The sequence below is a fragment of the Streptomyces lasiicapitis genome, assembly GCF_014646335.1.
GTDB lineage: Bacteria > Actinomycetota > Actinomycetes > Streptomycetales > Streptomycetaceae > Streptomyces > Streptomyces lasiicapitis.
Genome location: NZ_BMNG01000031.1, coordinates 22,796 through 37,698, shown reverse-complemented (window position 1 = coordinate 37,698; position 14,903 = coordinate 22,796). Strand labels below are relative to the sequence as shown.

General features: G+C 71.7%; 15 protein-coding genes. 10 read left to right on the top strand and 5 right to left on the bottom strand.

From position 1 onward, the window contains the following. A partial coding sequence (locus IEY91_RS40875) for a sulfite oxidase (protein WP_189177826.1) occupies window positions 1-1,148 on the top strand: 1,148 nt, incomplete at its 5' end. 22 nt (window positions 1,149-1,170) lie between these two features. Here the strand turns inward: IEY91_RS40875 and IEY91_RS40870 are convergent. The 3 genes from IEY91_RS40870 to IEY91_RS40860 are packed head-to-tail and all read right to left on the bottom strand — an operon-like array spanning window position 1,171 to window position 3,660. Further along, window positions 1,171-2,133 (bottom strand): ornithine cyclodeaminase family protein, encoded by a 963-nt coding sequence (locus IEY91_RS40870; RefSeq protein WP_164318859.1) that lies wholly within the window; start codon window positions 2,131-2,133, stop codon window positions 1,171-1,173. 10 nt (window positions 2,134-2,143) lie between these two features. Continuing rightward, window positions 2,144-3,040: an alpha/beta fold hydrolase gene (locus IEY91_RS40865; protein ID WP_189177825.1), complete on the bottom strand. Its 897-nt coding sequence runs from the start codon at window positions 3,038-3,040 to the stop codon at window positions 2,144-2,146. Beyond that, window positions 3,037-3,660, bottom strand: coding sequence for a TetR/AcrR family transcriptional regulator (locus IEY91_RS40860; protein WP_189177824.1), 624 nt, complete (start codon window positions 3,658-3,660; stop codon window positions 3,037-3,039). The genes IEY91_RS40865 and IEY91_RS40860 overlap by 4 nt, the downstream gene beginning before the upstream one ends. Before the next feature lie 177 nt (window positions 3,661-3,837). Between IEY91_RS40860 and pcaDC the strand changes: the two genes are divergently transcribed. From pcaDC to IEY91_RS40845, 3 genes are all read left to right on the top strand, one after another. Next, window positions 3,838-5,133, top strand: a complete 1,296-nt coding sequence (gene pcaDC, locus IEY91_RS40855; RefSeq protein WP_164318853.1) for a bifunctional 3-oxoadipate enol-lactonase/4-carboxymuconolactone decarboxylase PcaDC — start codon at window positions 3,838-3,840, stop codon at window positions 5,131-5,133. Between the two features lie 100 nt (window positions 5,134-5,233). Next, window positions 5,234-5,866 carry an MBL fold metallo-hydrolase gene (locus tag IEY91_RS40850; RefSeq protein ID WP_164328063.1) on the top strand — a complete coding sequence of 211 codons (633 nt, stop codon included), beginning with the start codon at window positions 5,234-5,236 and terminating at the stop codon, window positions 5,864-5,866. Window positions 5,867-5,931: 65 nt separating this feature from the next. Next, window positions 5,932-6,711, top strand: a complete 780-nt coding sequence (locus IEY91_RS40845; protein WP_164318851.1) for an exodeoxyribonuclease III — start codon at window positions 5,932-5,934, stop codon at window positions 6,709-6,711. A 147-nt stretch (window positions 6,712-6,858) separates the two neighbouring features. Here the strand turns inward: IEY91_RS40845 and IEY91_RS40840 are convergent, their stop codons facing one another. Continuing rightward, a complete protein-coding gene (locus IEY91_RS40840; protein ID WP_189177823.1) occupies window positions 6,859-8,646 on the bottom strand; it encodes an SGNH/GDSL hydrolase family protein in 1,788 nt (595 codons plus the stop codon). Between the two features lie 166 nt (window positions 8,647-8,812). Between IEY91_RS40840 and IEY91_RS40835 the strand changes: the two genes are divergently transcribed. The 6 genes from IEY91_RS40835 (at window position 8,813) to IEY91_RS40810 (ending at window position 13,176) form a co-directional block, all read left to right on the top strand. Continuing rightward, window positions 8,813-9,256 (top strand): DUF3093 domain-containing protein, encoded by a 444-nt coding sequence (locus IEY91_RS40835; protein ID WP_164318847.1) that lies wholly within the window; start codon window positions 8,813-8,815, stop codon window positions 9,254-9,256. 141 nt (window positions 9,257-9,397) lie between these two features. Further along, window positions 9,398-9,838: a DUF6278 family protein gene (locus IEY91_RS40830; protein WP_189177822.1), complete on the top strand. Its 441-nt coding sequence runs from the start codon at window positions 9,398-9,400 to the stop codon at window positions 9,836-9,838. Window positions 9,839-9,959: 121 nt separating this feature from the next. Continuing rightward, window positions 9,960-10,703, top strand: coding sequence for an amino acid ABC transporter ATP-binding protein (locus tag IEY91_RS40825; protein ID WP_189177821.1), 744 nt, complete (start codon window positions 9,960-9,962; stop codon window positions 10,701-10,703). Window positions 10,704-10,720: 17 nt separating this feature from the next. Further along, window positions 10,721-11,629 (top strand): glutamate ABC transporter substrate-binding protein, encoded by a 909-nt coding sequence (locus tag IEY91_RS40820; RefSeq protein ID WP_189177820.1) that lies wholly within the window; start codon window positions 10,721-10,723, stop codon window positions 11,627-11,629. A gap of 9 nt (window positions 11,630-11,638) precedes the next feature. Next, window positions 11,639-12,283, top strand: coding sequence for an amino acid ABC transporter permease (locus tag IEY91_RS40815; protein WP_189177819.1), 645 nt, complete (start codon window positions 11,639-11,641; stop codon window positions 12,281-12,283). After that, window positions 12,280-13,176 (top strand): amino acid ABC transporter permease, encoded by an 897-nt coding sequence (locus IEY91_RS40810; protein ID WP_189177818.1) that lies wholly within the window; start codon window positions 12,280-12,282, stop codon window positions 13,174-13,176. The genes IEY91_RS40815 and IEY91_RS40810 overlap by 4 nt, the downstream gene beginning before the upstream one ends. A gap of 47 nt (window positions 13,177-13,223) precedes the next feature. On the opposite strand, the gene IEY91_RS40805 is transcribed toward IEY91_RS40810, so the two are convergent. Next, complete coding sequence (locus IEY91_RS40805; RefSeq protein WP_189177817.1) at window positions 13,224-14,819, bottom strand: CocE/NonD family hydrolase; 1,596 nt, start codon at window positions 14,817-14,819, stop codon at window positions 13,224-13,226. Window positions 14,820-14,903: the final 84 nt, after the last annotated feature.

Sequence of the window (14,903 nt, the reverse complement as noted above, 5' to 3'; positions counted from 1 at the left end):
ACCCGTCCCGGCTCGCGGACGCCGTCCCGGCCGCGCTCGCCGTGTCGCGCGCGAGCGCCGCGAGGGCGCCGGGCATCGTCAAACCGCTGCCCGACGAACTGTTCACGGTGCGCGGCACGAACGCCGAGACGAAGTTCGAGTCCCTGGCGGGCACCGGCCAACTCACCCCCGCCTCCCACTTCTTCGTACGCAACCACACCACCACCCCGCGTCTGGACGCCGCCGCCTGGAAGCTCACGGTCTGGGGCGACGGACTCACCGGCGGCGCGCGGGAGTTCACGCTCGCCGACCTCAAGCGGCTGCCGTCGACGACGCGCACGGCGTTCGTGGAGTGCGCGGGCAACGGCCGCACCCTCTTCGCGACGCAGCAGGGCCAGGCGGTGTCGGGCACGCCCTGGACGTTCGGCGCTATCGGGACCGCCCGCTGGCGCGGGGTCCGGCTCGCCGACGTCCTGCGCCGCGCGGGCCTGTCGCACCGCGCCGTCGACGTCATGCCGCGCGGCCTCGACGACGACTACGTCACGGCCGACGGCACCAACCTCGGCCGGGTGCGGCGCCCGCTGCCGCTCGCCAAGGCCCTCGACGACGTGCTCCTCGCGTACGAGATGAACGGCGAGCCGCTCCCGCCCGACCACGGCCACCCCGTGCGCGTCCTCGTCCCGTCCTGGGTCGGCATCGCGTCGGTGAAGTGGGTCGGCGACATCGAGGTGTCGACGAAGCCGCTCTACTCACCCTGGAACACGGACTTCTACCGCCTGTTCGGCCCGGGACACCCGCCGGAGGGCTCGACCCCGCTCACCCGCCAGACCCTCAAGTCGGTCTACGAACTCCCCTGGAACGCGACCCTCCGCGCCGGGGAACGGCACCGCCTGACCGGCCGCTCCTGGTCCGGCGGCGGCGCCGTCACCCGAGTCGACATCAGCACCGACCACGGCACCACGTGGCACCGCGCCCGCCTCCACGACGTACCCCGACACGGCTCCTGGGTCCGCTGGTCCACCGACTGGCGCCCACGCACCCCCGGCCCGGCGACACTCCTGGCCCGCGCCACCGACACCACGGGCCGCGTCCAGCCGGGCACGACGGCGCACAACACGCAGGGGTACTTGTTCGACGCGGTGGTGCGGCATCCGGTGACGGTGGAGTGAGGGGGCGGGCCCGGCCGCAGACTCAGCCCTCGGCCTTCTGTCCCCTCTCGTACGCCGTCACCGCCACCGCCAGGTCCTCCCAGGCCATGCCCGCCGACTTGAACAGGCGCGGGCGGGCGTCGTCGACGGGCACCTCGTCGCGGGCCAGTTCGCGCAGCGTGTGCAGGCGGCCGAGGTCGAAGGCCGCGGCGGCCACGGCCTGCACGATGTCGCCGCACTCGCGCATCGCCACGGACCGGGACTCGGCGACGACCGTGGCCCTGCCGACAAGGCGCTCGTCGACCTCGCGCGCGTCGGGCTCGTGCGAGCCGACGGCTGCGACCGTCGCGTGCGGGGCGAGCAGCGCGCTGTCGAACAGCGGCTCGCGTGCGGTGGTGCAGCAGCACACGACGTCGGCGTGCGCGACATCGTCCGGGGTCGCGGCCGCCGCCGTGAGCCCCGCCTCCCGACACCGCGCCACGAAGGCGTCCACGCGCCCCCGGTCCCGCCCGACGACGTCCACGTGCGCGAGACCGGGCCGCACCGCCCGTACCGCCTCCACGTGCCCCCAGGCCTGCGGCCCGGTCCCGAACACGAGCAGCCGCCGCACCTCCGGCACGGCGAGCCGGCGGATCGCCGCACCGGACACGGCGGGCGTACGCAGCGAGGTGAGCGCGATGCCGTCGAGCAGGGCGAGGGGCTGGTGGGTCACGCCGTCGAGCAGCAGGTAGAGGCCCTGGACGCGGGGGAGCCCGAGGGCGGGGTTGCCCGGCGTCACGGACGCCACCTTCACGCCCGCGTACGTGGCGGTCGACGAGGGCATGAGCAGCAGCTGACCGCCCGTCACGCCGACGACGGAACGCGCGGGTTCGGCCTCGGGGTCGAGCCCGCCGCCGACGAGCACGTCCTCGACGGCGTCGACGGCGGCACTCATGGGGACGAGCCGGGCGAGGGCGTCGGCGTCGAGGTGGGGGAGCGGGGCTGCGGGCGGCGGGGTCATCGTCATCCGGTGATCCTCACCGAACACGCCGCACCGAAACACCGGGACGGGGTGCGGTGGCGTGGGCCTCCAGGAACGGCACGATCGCGTCGATGAAGTGATCGTTGCGGTCGCCCGCCACCATGTGGCCCGCGTCGGCAACGTCGACGCGCCGCGCGCGCGGAACCCGGTCGCGGAACTCCTCGGCGATGTCGTCGCGTACGACGTCGCTGATCCCGCCGCGGACGAGCAGGATCGGTACGTCGGCGTGGCGCGCGGCGCCGAGGAGACGCTCGGCCATGCCGGGCGGGTCCACCCGGCCCTCGAAGCTGTCCAGCAGCCGGGGATCCCAGTGCCAGACCCAGCGGTCGCCGTGGCGCCGCAGGTTGTGCCGGATCCGCTCGGGGTCGTCCGGAGCCGGGCGGTGCGGCAGATAGGCGGAGACCGCCGCGGCCGCCTCCCCGACGTCGGCGAATCCGTCAGGACGACGCCGCATGAACTCGATGATCCGGCGCACCCCGCGCGGGTCGGGGCGGTGGGCGACGTCGACGAGCACCAGGGCGCGAATCGCCGCCCTGGGCGCCTCCCCGGCGGCGAGCAGCGCGCTCAGCCCGCCGAGCGAGGCACCGACGAGCGTCGGCCGCCCGCCGAGTTCGGCGACGAGGGCCCGTACGTCGTCGGCGAACAGGTCGACGTCGTAGTCACCGTCGGCCGACCATCCGCTGGAGCCGTGCCCGCGCAGGTCCGGGGCGACGACCCGCCACCCCAGCGCGGCAAGGCGAGGGCCCGTCCGGTCCCAGGCGTGCCGGGTCTGGCCGCCGCCGTGCAGCAGGACGAGAGGGGGCGCGGACGCCTCGCCCCACACGTCCGCCGTGAGCCGTGTCCCGTCGCGGCCCACGAAGTGCCGGGGCTGCGACGGCGCCCCGGCCGTCATGCCGTGCCTCGCGTCCGCAGCGGCGCGAGCAACCGCGCGCGGTGGGCGTCCGCGGCCGCCGCGGCGAGCGCGACGTCCATCGCGAACAGGGCACGCGCGAGGAACCGGTCGTCGTCGATCAGGGCGGCGACCCACTGATGCAGCGCGCCCACGCACGAGGTGGCGACCACGGAGGCCAGCGCGTCGGTGTCGACGTCGGCGCGCAGCAGACCCTGCGTCCGCGCGTCCGCCAGCGCCTCGCGGATCTGGTGGATCGGGCTGCGGTCGAGCACGAGGCCGCTCGCCTCCCACTCGCGCACCATGCGACGCGATACGACGGGGTCGTCCACGAAGAGCCGGACGGTCGACCTGACGACCTCCCGCGGATCACTGGCCCCAAGGACCGCGAGCCGGCGCCCGAGTTCGTCCATGAACCCGGCGGCGAGCGCCTCCCAGATCTTGTCGCGCGGCCCGATCAGGTTGTACACGGTGGCCGGTGCGACCTGCGCCCGCTCGGCGATCCGCTCGGTGCTGAGCACCGATTCCGGGTTGTCCCGCAGCAGTTCGCGCGCCGCGTCGAGAATCCGCTTACGCCGCTGGGCTTTTCGCTGCTCACGCAGCCCTCCGTCGGCCGTCTGCATCCGCGCACACCCCTTCGTCCGCCGTGACCCTTAAATTAGAGAGTACTCAAAATTTAGAGAGCTCTCTAGATCCTCACGCCTCGACACTTCTCCGCCCCGAAGACCTTCACCTCGTCCGACCCGTACCCGCAGACCCCCGGCACAGAGGTGCCCGTGAGATGTGGCAGCGTGGAGCGGGTGAGCGAGACGAAGACTGCAGCGCTGCAATACCGCTTTGACGGGCCGGACGACGCCCCGGTCCTGGTCCTGGGCCCGTCCATCGGGACCACGTGGCACATGTGGGACCGGCAGGTGCCCGAACTGAGCAAGCACTGGCGGGTGTTCCGCTTCGACATGCCGGGGCACGGCGGCGCGCCCGCCTACCCCGTGGACTCCGTGGGCGAGGTCGCCGCCCGGCTGCTCGGCACGCTCGACGAACTCGGAGTGCAGCGCTTCGGGTACGCGGGCTGCGCGCTCGGCGGTGCCATCGGCGCCGAGCTGGCGCTGCGGCACCCGCACCGCGTGGCCTCGCTGGCGCTCATCGCCACGTCACCGCGGTTCGGCACCGCCGACGAGTTCCGGCAGCGCGGCGTGATCGTCCGCACCAACGGCCTCGACCCGATCGCGCGCAGCTCGCCCGAGCGCTGGTTCACCCCTGGCTTCGCCGCCGCACAGCCCGCCATCACGGACTGGGCCGTACAGATGGTGCGCACGACCGACCCCGGCTGCTACATCGCCGCCTGCGAGGCGCTCGCCAGCTTCGACATCCGCGCGGAACTCGCCAGCATAGGAGTGCCGACGCTGGTCCTGGTCGGCTCCGAGGACCAGGTGACGGGCCAGGGCGAGGCCCGCACCCTCGTCGCCGGAATCCCCGACGCCCGCCTGGCCGTCGTGCCCGGCGCCTCCCATCTGGCCCCCGTGGAGCAGCCCGCCGCGGTCACCGACCTCCTCGTACGGCACTTCTCCAGTGCCTGGCAGGCCGCGCCGGACGCCCACGCCACCGGCCAGCACGCCATCACGGCGCCGCCCGTCAAGCCGGTGCTCGCCCCGCCGCCCGCCGTGCCGGTCGCCGAGATCGCCGCCGTGGAGCAGCCCGAGGCCACGGACGTCCGCCCGGACGCGTACGCGGCGGGCATGAAGGTCCGCCGCGAGGTCCTCGGCGACGCGCACGTCGACCGGGCGCTCGCCGCCGCCGACGAGTTCTCCTCGGACTTCCAGGAGCTCGTCACCCGCTACGCCTGGGGCGAGGTGTGGAACCGCCCGGGTCTGGACCGCCGCACCCGCAGCTGCGTCACCCTGACCGCGCTCGTCGCGGGCGGCCACCTGGAGGAGCTGGCGTTCCACACCCGGGCCGCGCTGCGCAACGGCCTCACCCCGGCCGAGATCAAGGAAGTGCTGCTGCAGGCCGCGGTGTACTGCGGGGTCCCGGCGGCGAACAGCGCGTTCCGGGTCGCGCAGAAGGTGATCCGCGAGGAGACGACTCCGCAGGAGTAGCCCGGACCCGCGCAGGAGTAGCCCGGACCCGCGCGGGGGTGGCCCGGACCCGCGCCGCGGAGCGGGGGAGGAGCAGGATGGGGACATGACGACGTCTCGTATCAAGCTCACGAAGAAGTCCCACGCGTGCGTGCGCCTGGAGAAGGACGGCAGGCTCCTCGTCATCGACCCGGGCGGCTTCAGCGAGGACGACGCGGCCGCCGGCGCGGACGCGGTCCTCGTCACCCACGAGCACCCCGACCACTTCGACGAGGACCGGCTGCGCGCCGCCCTGGAGGCCAACCCGGCCGCCGAGATCTGGACCCTCGCGTCCGTCGCCGACCAGATCTCCGCGGCCTTCCCGGGGCGCGTGCACACCGTCGGCCACGGCGACACGTTCACGGCCGCCGGGTTCGACGTCCAGGTCCACGGCGAGCTGCACGCGGTGATCCACCCGGACCTGCCCCGCGTCACCAACGTCGGCTATCTCGTCGACGGCGCGGTCTTCCACCCCGGCGACGCGTTCACGGTCCCCGAGCAGCCCGTCGACACCCTGATGGTCCCGGTGATGGCCCCCTGGAACAAGATCGCCGAAGTCATCGAGTACGTACGCGAGGTCAAGCCGAGGCGCGCCTACGACATCCACGACGCGCTCCTCACGGACCTGGCGCGGCCGATCTACGACGGGCACATCGGGCGGCTCGGCGGGACGGAGCACGTGCGGCTGACGCCGGGGGAGTCGGCGGACCTCTGAGGGCGCAGGGGGCGGGGCGGGCGGCGGGTCCGTGACTGTCAGTGGTGGCGGGTAGGTTGTTTCCCATGCGGATTGCGACCTGGAACGTGAACTCGATCACCGCCCGTCTGCCCCGGCTCCTGGCCTGGCTGGAGAAGACCGGCACGGACGTGCTGTGCGTCCAGGAGACCAAGTGCACCGCGGAGCAGTTCCCCACCGAGGCGCTGCGTGAGCTCGGGTACGAGTCGGCGGTGAACGCCACCGGCCGGTGGAACGGCGTGGCACTGATCTCCCGGGTGGGCCTCACCGACGTGACCCCGAGCCTGCCCGGCGGACCCGACTACGACGGCGCGCAGGAGCCCCGCGCGATCGCCGCGACCTGCGGCCCCGTCCGCCTCTGGTCGGTGTACGTGCCCAACGGCCGCGAGGTCGACCACGACCACTACGCCTACAAGCTCGCCTGGTTCGAGGCCCTCAAGGCCGCCGTCACCGAGGACGCGGCCGGCTCCCTCCCCTTCGCCGTCCTCGGTGACTACAACGTCGCCCCGACCGACGACGACGTCTGGGACCCCTCCCTCTTCGAAGGCGCCACCCACGTCACCCCCGCCGAGCGCGCCGCCCTCGCCGCCCTCCGCGACACCGGCCTCCAGGACGTCGTCCCGCGCCCCCTCAAGTACGACCACCCCTTCACGTACTGGGACTACCGCGAGCTGGGCTTCCCCAAGAACAAGGGCATGCGGATCGATCTTGTGTACGGCAACGAGTCGTTCGCCAAGGCGGTGTCCGACTCGTACGTCGACCGCGAGGAACGCAAGGGCAAGGGTGCCTCCGACCACGCACCGGTCGTGGTGGACCTGGGGCTGTGAGCTTTCCCCCGGGAGGGGCCATACCTAGCCAGATCTAGCCCGTCCGGCGTTTGAGGACGAGCCGCGAAGCGGCGATACGGGGGTCCAGGGGGCGGAGCCCCCTGGTTACGGGAAGGGGCGGGCTTGGGGAGCTCCCAGCCGGGCCCCCTACCCCACCAGCTCCCCCAACTCCACCGACCGAGCCAGCGCAGCCAACCCCGCATCGCCCGGATGCAGATGATCCCCACTGTCATACGCGGGCAACAGCCGAGCCGGCCGCTCCGGATCCCGCAGGGCAGCGTCGAAGTCGAGCACAGCGTCGAAGTCACCGCTCCCACGCAAGTAGGAGTTGACCTTCACCCGCTCCGCGTCCACCGCGGAAGTGCAACGAGCCTCCCCCTCACAAGGCACAACAGTCGCAGCGACGACCCGCACCCCCCGCTCCCGCCCCCGCAGAGCGATCTCCCGCAACCCGGCGACGACCTCCTCCGCCGAAGCCCCCCACCGCACATCGTTGACACCCTCGAAGACGACCACCGTCCGCACGGACGTCTGCGCGAAGACGTCCCGGTCGAGCCGGTGCAGCGCGCTCACCCCGCCGGTGTCGGTGGAGACGCCGTCCCCGGGATAGCGGTCGGCCACGACCCGGTTCGCGGAGATGCCCTGGTTGAGGACGCCGTAGCGCGGCACCCCATCGTCGGGGTCCTGGGCGAGCAGCCGCCGCGCCAACTCGTCCGGCCAGCGGCGGTTGGTGTCGGGCGTGGAGCCGACGCCGTCCGTGATGGAGTCGCCGAGCAGCACCACGGACCCGGCGCCGCCCCCGACGTCGACGCCGGTGAGCAGCGGCCACGTCTTCAACGTGGAGGTGTACGCGGCCCCGGAGCCGTCCGCCGCGTGGTCCCCGGGCCCGCTGACGTACGACGTCTGGAGGGCCGCGCTGTGCACGGGCGTCGAGGCCACCTTCCCCGGCAGATGGAAGCTGACGAGCAGGTTCGCGTCCGGCGGCACCGCGAACCGCAGCGGGTCGCTGAACGCCTGCGCCCCGGCGGGGATCTCGGTCCCCGAGGCTCCGCCGAACCGCAGCGCCACCGGCGCGCCCCGCGCCCCCGCGCCCGCCTCCTGCACGGCGACCGTGGCACTGCCGATCCTGACCGGCGTCCCCGCGAAGGTGTTGTCGAGCCGGATCCGCACCCGCGGCCCCCCGGTGCGGGTGTGCACGACGAGCCGTACCGTCCGGTCCTCCCAGGGACCCACCGCGGTGTACCCCGCCGTCGAGGCCGACCAGCTCCCCGTCCACCCCTTGGCCTCGCCCCGCACCGACAGGGCGAACACATGCAGGTCGGCGCCCGCGCCCGGGTCCGGGGGCAGCACCACCGAGGCCACCTCACGCCCGCGCGCGAGCGGCACGGTGACCACGTACAGCTTTGCCTTCTCGGCGAGTTGGCCGCCGGGGGTGTTGATGTGCGGCAGCGCCACGGACTTGGTGGCGAGCGGGCCGCCGCGCCAGTCCGGCGCGGTGAGGCGGAAGGCGGCGCGCGACCCGTCCCGGTAGCGCACACTGCCCGTGCCGGTCGCCTCCCCGCCGGTGCCCGCCACCAGGAACGCCAGCGCGTCCCCGCGCCCGCGCACCCGCACCGCCTGCCCGTCCGCACGCACGTTGTCCGGCTCGCCCGCCGCCCGGTCCGGCCAGGCCAGCCGGGCGCCGTCGACGCCCAGGGCGCGGCCCGGCGTCCAGCCCGCCGCCGCCAGGTCCCGCGCCGACAGCGAGCCGCCCGAGCCGTCGAAGTCCGCGTCGGCGGGGCGCGCGTCGTCGCTGACGGCCCGGTTGTCGAACAGCCGCTCCAGGGGGAGCGGTTCGGCGGCCGAGGGCCTCGGTGCGGCCTCCGCCGCGGCCACCGGCGCGAGGCCGGTGAGCAAGGCGAGTACGGCTGCGGTTCCCCAGATACGTCTTCGCACGACGAACCCTTCTCACGGCGGGCGTTGCGACGGACGGTGCGTGATGAAACTAAAGAGCAGTCAGATGCCCGTCAATGAACGCGACATGGACGGCGGATTGTCGCTCCGGGGGCGGCGGACCGAGGCCCCCGCACCCCCACCCGCACGCCAGTGCCAGGATGGCCCCATGCATCTTTACGATGAGCGCCTGACCGTCCCGGCCGTGTGGTGGTTCCTCGTCGTGTTGGGCGGCTGTCTCTTCGGCGGTCTGCTGCTGCCCTTCGGGCCCGTCGCCGCCGCGGCCGGCGTCGTCCTCGTGGGCGCCGTGTTCGGCCCGCTGGTTCACCGCTACGGCTCGGCCCGCATCGTCGTGACGCCCGGCACGCTGCTCGTGGGCGACCGGGCCATCCCGATCGACGACCTCGGCACCACCGAGATCCTCGACGCGGGCGAGGCCTTCGAGTGGCGCACGTACAAGGCGAACGCGTACGCCCTGCTCCTGCTGCGCGGCTACGTCCCCACCGCGCTGCGCGTGGAGCTGCGCGGCCCGCACCACCGCGCCCCCTATCTCTACCTCTCCACCCGCCGCCCGATGAACCTGGCCACGATCCTGGCCTTCACCCGCCGCTGACCAGCGGGAACGAGCAAGCCGCGATTCACCTGATTCCGTGTGCAACTGCCGCAAGATACATTCCTTGGAACGCGGATCCGCCGTCCGGCCGCCCCGGCCCGCCCGGGGACGCGGCCCGGGCACCCCACGGAGAGGCCGGTCATGAACATTCCGTTCCTGGACAAGTGGCGCAAGCGGCACCCGAGCGAGCCGGGCCTCAAGCTCGCCGCCGTCTTCGAGGAGGACCCGGACGGGGTGGCCGAGCTGCTTTCCGAGTGCGAGCTGCTGCGCTCGCAGGCGGGCACCGCGGGGCTCGCGCTCGACGACTCCCCGGCCTCCCTGGCGGCCCTCGACCAGCTCCCGCCGCGCTGGCGCGACGACGCGGAGACGCTGCCCTGGCTCGGCAACGACGCGGGGCTCTACCTGGGCACGGTGATCGTACGGACGGTGCCCGGCGCGGTCTGGCAGGTGCTGCCCGGCGGCACCCCGGTGGTGCGGCTCGCCTCGGGCCGGGAGATCCAGGTGGTCGCCGCGGGGCTCGACTGGGCGGTCCAGGGCACCCCCGAGTTGTCTCAGGTCTACGCGGAGGCGTCGGAGACGTAGCCGCCAGGCAACGTAGCCTCAAATACGGTTAATGCCCATAAGTGCGTGTCGTCCAATAAGTCCCGTTTTCGCGTGGATAGTTTGCGCTGACCGACACCGCGATGAGTGGGCAGGTCTGGGCATGGCCGTCGATCCGTTGATCGAGCTGCGTGACGTGAACAAGTACTACGGAGAGCTGCATGTCCTCCAGGACATCGACCTCACCGTCGGCAAGGGGGAGGTGGTCGTGGTCATCGGCCCTTCGGGGTCGGGAAAATCAACGCTCTGCCGGACGATCAACCGTCTTGAGACCATCCAGTCGGGCCTGATCCGTCTGGACGGGCAGCCGCTGCCCGAGGAGGGCAAGGAGCTCGCGCGGCTCCGCTCCGAAGTGGGCATGGTCTTCCAGTCGTTCAATCTCTTCGCGCACAAGACCGTGCTGCAGAACGTCTCCATGGGCCAGGTGAAGGTCAGGGGCCGCAAGAAGGACGAGGCGGACCAGCGCTCCCGGGAGCTGCTCGAACGCGTCGGTCTCGCCTCGCAGGCCGACAAGTACCCGGCGCAGCTCTCCGGCGGCCAGCAGCAGCGCGTGGCCATCGCCCGCGCGCTGGCCATGGACCCCAAGGTCATGCTCTTCGACGAGCCGACGTCGGCCCTCGACCCGGAGATGATCAACGAGGTCCTCGAGGTCATGCAGCAGCTCGCCCGGGACGGCATGACCATGGTCGTCGTCACCCACGAGATGGGCTTCGCCCGGTCGGCCGCCAACCGCGTGGTCTTCATGGCCGACGGCCGCGTCGTGGAGGACCGCGCCCCCGAGGACTTCTTCACCCACCCGGAGAGCGAGCGCGCCAAGGACTTCCTCTCCAAGATCCTCAAGCACTGACGGGGGGCTGAGTGAGCATGCTCCGTACGACACGTCTGTTCGCCGCGCTCGTCCTCGCCGCGCTCGCCACTGCCGCGTGCGGCAAGGAGGGCAGCCCGCCGACGAAGGGCCCAGCGGCGGGGCAACTGCCGAAGTACCAGGTGGCGCAGGGCTTCGAGCTGCCGAAGTCCGGCACCTGGCGCAAGGCGGAGAGGCGCGGCCGCTTCGTCGTCGGCGTCAAGGAGGACCAGCCCTACCTCGGCGAGAAGGACCCGGCGAGCGGCCGCTACACCGGCTTCGACATCGAGATCGCCAAGATGGTCTCGGCCTCCCTGGGCATGGACCCCGGGAAGATCTCCTTCAAGACGATCGCGTCCGCCAACCGCGAGACCGCCCTGCAGAACGGGCAGATCGACTACTACGTCGGCACCTACACCATCAACGACCTCCGCAAGAAGCTCGTCGGCTTCGCGGGCCCGTACTACATGGCAGGGCAGGGCCTGCTCGTGCGGCACGACGAGGACGACATCAAGGGCCCGCGGGACCTGAACGGAAAGCGCGTGTGCTCCGCCGCGGGCTCCACGCCGTACCAGCGCATCAAGCAGGACTACCCGAAGGCGACGCTCGTCGCGTACGACACGTACTCCGTGTGTGTCGACAATCTGCTGACCTATCAGGTCGACGCCGTCACCACCGACGACGCGATCCTCATCGGGTACGCGGCCAAGCTGCCCGACGAACTCAAGCTGGTCGGCAAGCCCTTCTCCGAGGAGCCCTACGGCATCGGCGTCCCGCGCGGCGACAACACGCTGCGGTTCGCCATCGACGACGCCCTCGCCGCCCGGGAGAAGGACGGCGACTGGAAGAAGGCGTACGAGGCCACCCTCGGGCTCTCCGGCGTCCCGGCGCCGAAGCCGCCCGCCATCGACCGCTACCCGGCGAGCTGAGGAGGCGTCGTGGACGTACTGACAGACAACTTCTCCACGTTCGGGGACGGCTTCCTCGGCACCGTCGAACTCACCGTGTACGCCTCGCTGCTCGCGCTCGCGCTCGGGTTCGTCATGGCGTCCTTCCGGGTCGCGCCCGTCGGGTCGTTCCGGGTGTTCGGCGCGGTGTGGGTGGCGGTGCTCCGCAACACGCCGCTGACGCTGCTGTTCTTCGCGGTGCTGCTCGGCCTGCCGCGGTTCGGACTCGTGCTGCCCTTCGAGGTGTTCGCCGTGCTCGCGCTCGGCTGTTACACCTCGGCGTTCATCTGCGAGGCCCTGCGCTCGGGCATCAACACCGTGCCCACGGGGCAGGGCGAGGCGGCCCGCAGCCTCGGCATGACCTTCAGTCAGACCCTGTCCGGAGTGGTGCTTCCGCAGGCCTTCCGGTCGGTGATCTCGCCCGTCGGCTCCACGCTCATCGCCCTCGCCAAGAACTCCGCCATCGCGGGCGCGTTCAGCGTCACCGAACTCCTCGGCACGTACAAGACCCTCGGCGAACTCGGCTACAGCATCATCTGGACCTTCGTCTGGATCGCCCTCGGCTACCTGATCATCACCCTCGCCATCAGCGCCGTCTTCAACATCCTCGAGAAGCGCTGGGGAGTCGCCCGATGACCACCACCGCCCACGCTCCCCAAGCCACCGCCCTCTACGACATCCCGGGCCCCAGGACCCGCCGCAGGCACCTGCTCTACGGCGTCGTCTCCACCGCGCTCATCGTCGGCCTCGTCGGCTGGGTCCTGTATCTGCTGTTCGACACCGACCAGTTCACCGCGACCAAGTGGACGCCGTTCGAGTACAAGGGCATCCAGGAACTGCTCCTTCGCGGGCTCGGCAACACGCTGAAGGCCTTCGCGATCGCCGCCGCGCTGTCGCTCGCGCTCGGCGGGCTGCTCGCCACCGGGCGGCTTTCGGACCATCGCGTGGTGCGCTGGGTGGCCACGCTGCTCGTGGAGTTCTTCCGCGCGATGCCCGTGCTCGTGATGATCTTCTTCGTCTTCGTGGCGCTGAAGGTCCAGCCGCTGCCGGCGCTGGTCGCCGGGCTCACGCTCTACAACGGTTCCGTGCTCGCCGAGGTGTTCCGCTCCGGCGTCAACTCGGTCGAGCGCGGGCAGAGGGAGGCCGCTTACGCCCTTGGCATGAGAAAGACCCAGGTCATGTCGTACGTCCTGGTGCCGCAGGCGGTGCGGGCCATGTTGCCCGCCATCATCAGCCAGTTGGTCGTGGCCCTGAAGGACACCTCGCTCGGCTATCTGATCACCTATGAGGAGTTCCTCCATGCCGGGAAGCTCATCGCGTCGAATCTCGACTACGATTTGCCTTTCATCCCCGTGGTCATGGTGATCTCACCGATCTACATCGGGATGTGCATGCTGCTTTCGTGGTTCGCCTACTGGGTGTCCAAGCGACAGCAGCGCAGTCCCAAGACAGAGGCCGTGGAAGTCGCCCCGGCTGAACCAGGGACGCTGCTGCCGGGCGGGGGTCCCCCCAGGGCCCCCGGCCCCTGACGGGAGCAGCAGCAGGAGGGCCAGGCCCGCCCGGCAGCAGCCGGAGATCACTGCTCGCGCAGGGGCACCGACACGTACGACGGGTCGGCGCTCGGCGAGGAGAAGGTCAGCTGCGCGCCGGACGGGTTGTGCTCGACATAGAGCGGGTCGACCGTGTCGACGACCAGGGCGAGCCGGTGCCCTGCCGGGACGTCATAGGCCGTGGAGAACAGCTCCAGGTCGACGGCGAACGGCTCGCCGGGGGTCTTGCCGTGGAAGGTGTACGGCGCGTTGCTGACCAGCTTGCCGAGGCCGAGCGGGCCCACGTCGTAGAGGTAGGCGACGAGGGTTCCGCTCTCCTTGGTGCTGGTGAGCGTGGTGTGCAGCTTCGCGGTGCCGCGCACGCGCCGGTCCCGCTCGGCCCGCTCGGACTGCCATACCGCCGCGTACCTGCGCGGAAGCAGCGGCATCGACGCCATCGGCGGGATCTTCAGGAACTGGTCGAGGGTGTTGGACAGCATCACGATGCCGCCGTTTGCGCCGGAGTCGACGTTCGCGCGGATGGTGGTGGAGCCCGCGAGGTCGATCTTCTTCTTTGTGGCGCCGACCGACTTCCAGTCCGGATAGCCCTCGTAGCCGCCCGTGGAACGGGACTTGAGCTGGACGGGCTGCTCCTGGTCGATGCCGTTCTTCTCGCCCTTGAGGTAGCGGTCGAACCAGCGCCGGGTGTTCGTCCAGGTGTCGTTGGGCAGGCCGAGCAGGCCGGTCGCCTCGGCGGTCGCGTGGTCGCCGGGGCGGAACTCCAGGCGCTTGGGTCCGGTCAGCTTCTCGTAGAAGCTCGCGTACTGGTTGGGCGGGAAGATGGTGTCGCCCCAGGCGTTGGCGAGCAGGATCGCGGCGCCGTTCTTGTTGAGGCGGTCCACATAGGTGGCGGGGGAGCGCTTGCTGCCCCACGCGATCATCTCGTCCTCGCTGTCGAGGTTCGAGCCGAGGAAGTCCTTGAGGATGCGCTGGAGTTCGGCGCTGGGGCGTCCTGTGAGGTAGCCCGCGCCGCCGAGCAGGGCGCCCGCCTGGGCGTGCTGGGTGCGGCCGCTGTAGATCGAGTCGACGAGGTCGCCCCAGCCGCTCATCGCGCCGACCGCCTTGACGCGCTTGTCGTGCGCGGCGGCCAGCAGGCTGATGCCCGCGCCGTAACTGACGCCCGCCATACCGACCTTCGCGGGGTCGGCGGGCGTGTTCTTCAGGGTCCAGCCGATGACCTTGGAGGCGTCGGCGATGTCCTCGGGGCCGCCGACCTCGATCTCGCCGCCGGACTCCCAGAAGCCGCGGGAGTTGTAGCTGACGACGACATAGCCGGCCGCGGCGAGCTTCTTGGCCTGCGCGATGTATTCGATCTGCGGCATGGCCCAGCTCGTGGGCAGCACGATCACGGGGTACGAACTGTCCGCCTTCGCGCCCGCGGGTGTGACGACGTTGGCCTTGAGGACGGTGCCGCCGTCGCCGGGGATGTCGACGAAGCGCACGCTGGCGGTTGCCGCCGCGGCGGGGCGTTCGGCGGGTGCGGCCTGGGCCGCGGGCGCAAGCCCGAAGGCGGCGCCCGCGATCAGGGCGGCGGAGACGGCCCCCGCGGTCGTGGACCGCAGGGACTGGTGGGGGTCTCGCACGGGTCACTTCCTCACTTGTTGAAAGTGCAAAGTGACCGAACGGTAACCGCGGTTCTTTACCGGGGGTAACCCGTCGATAAGTTA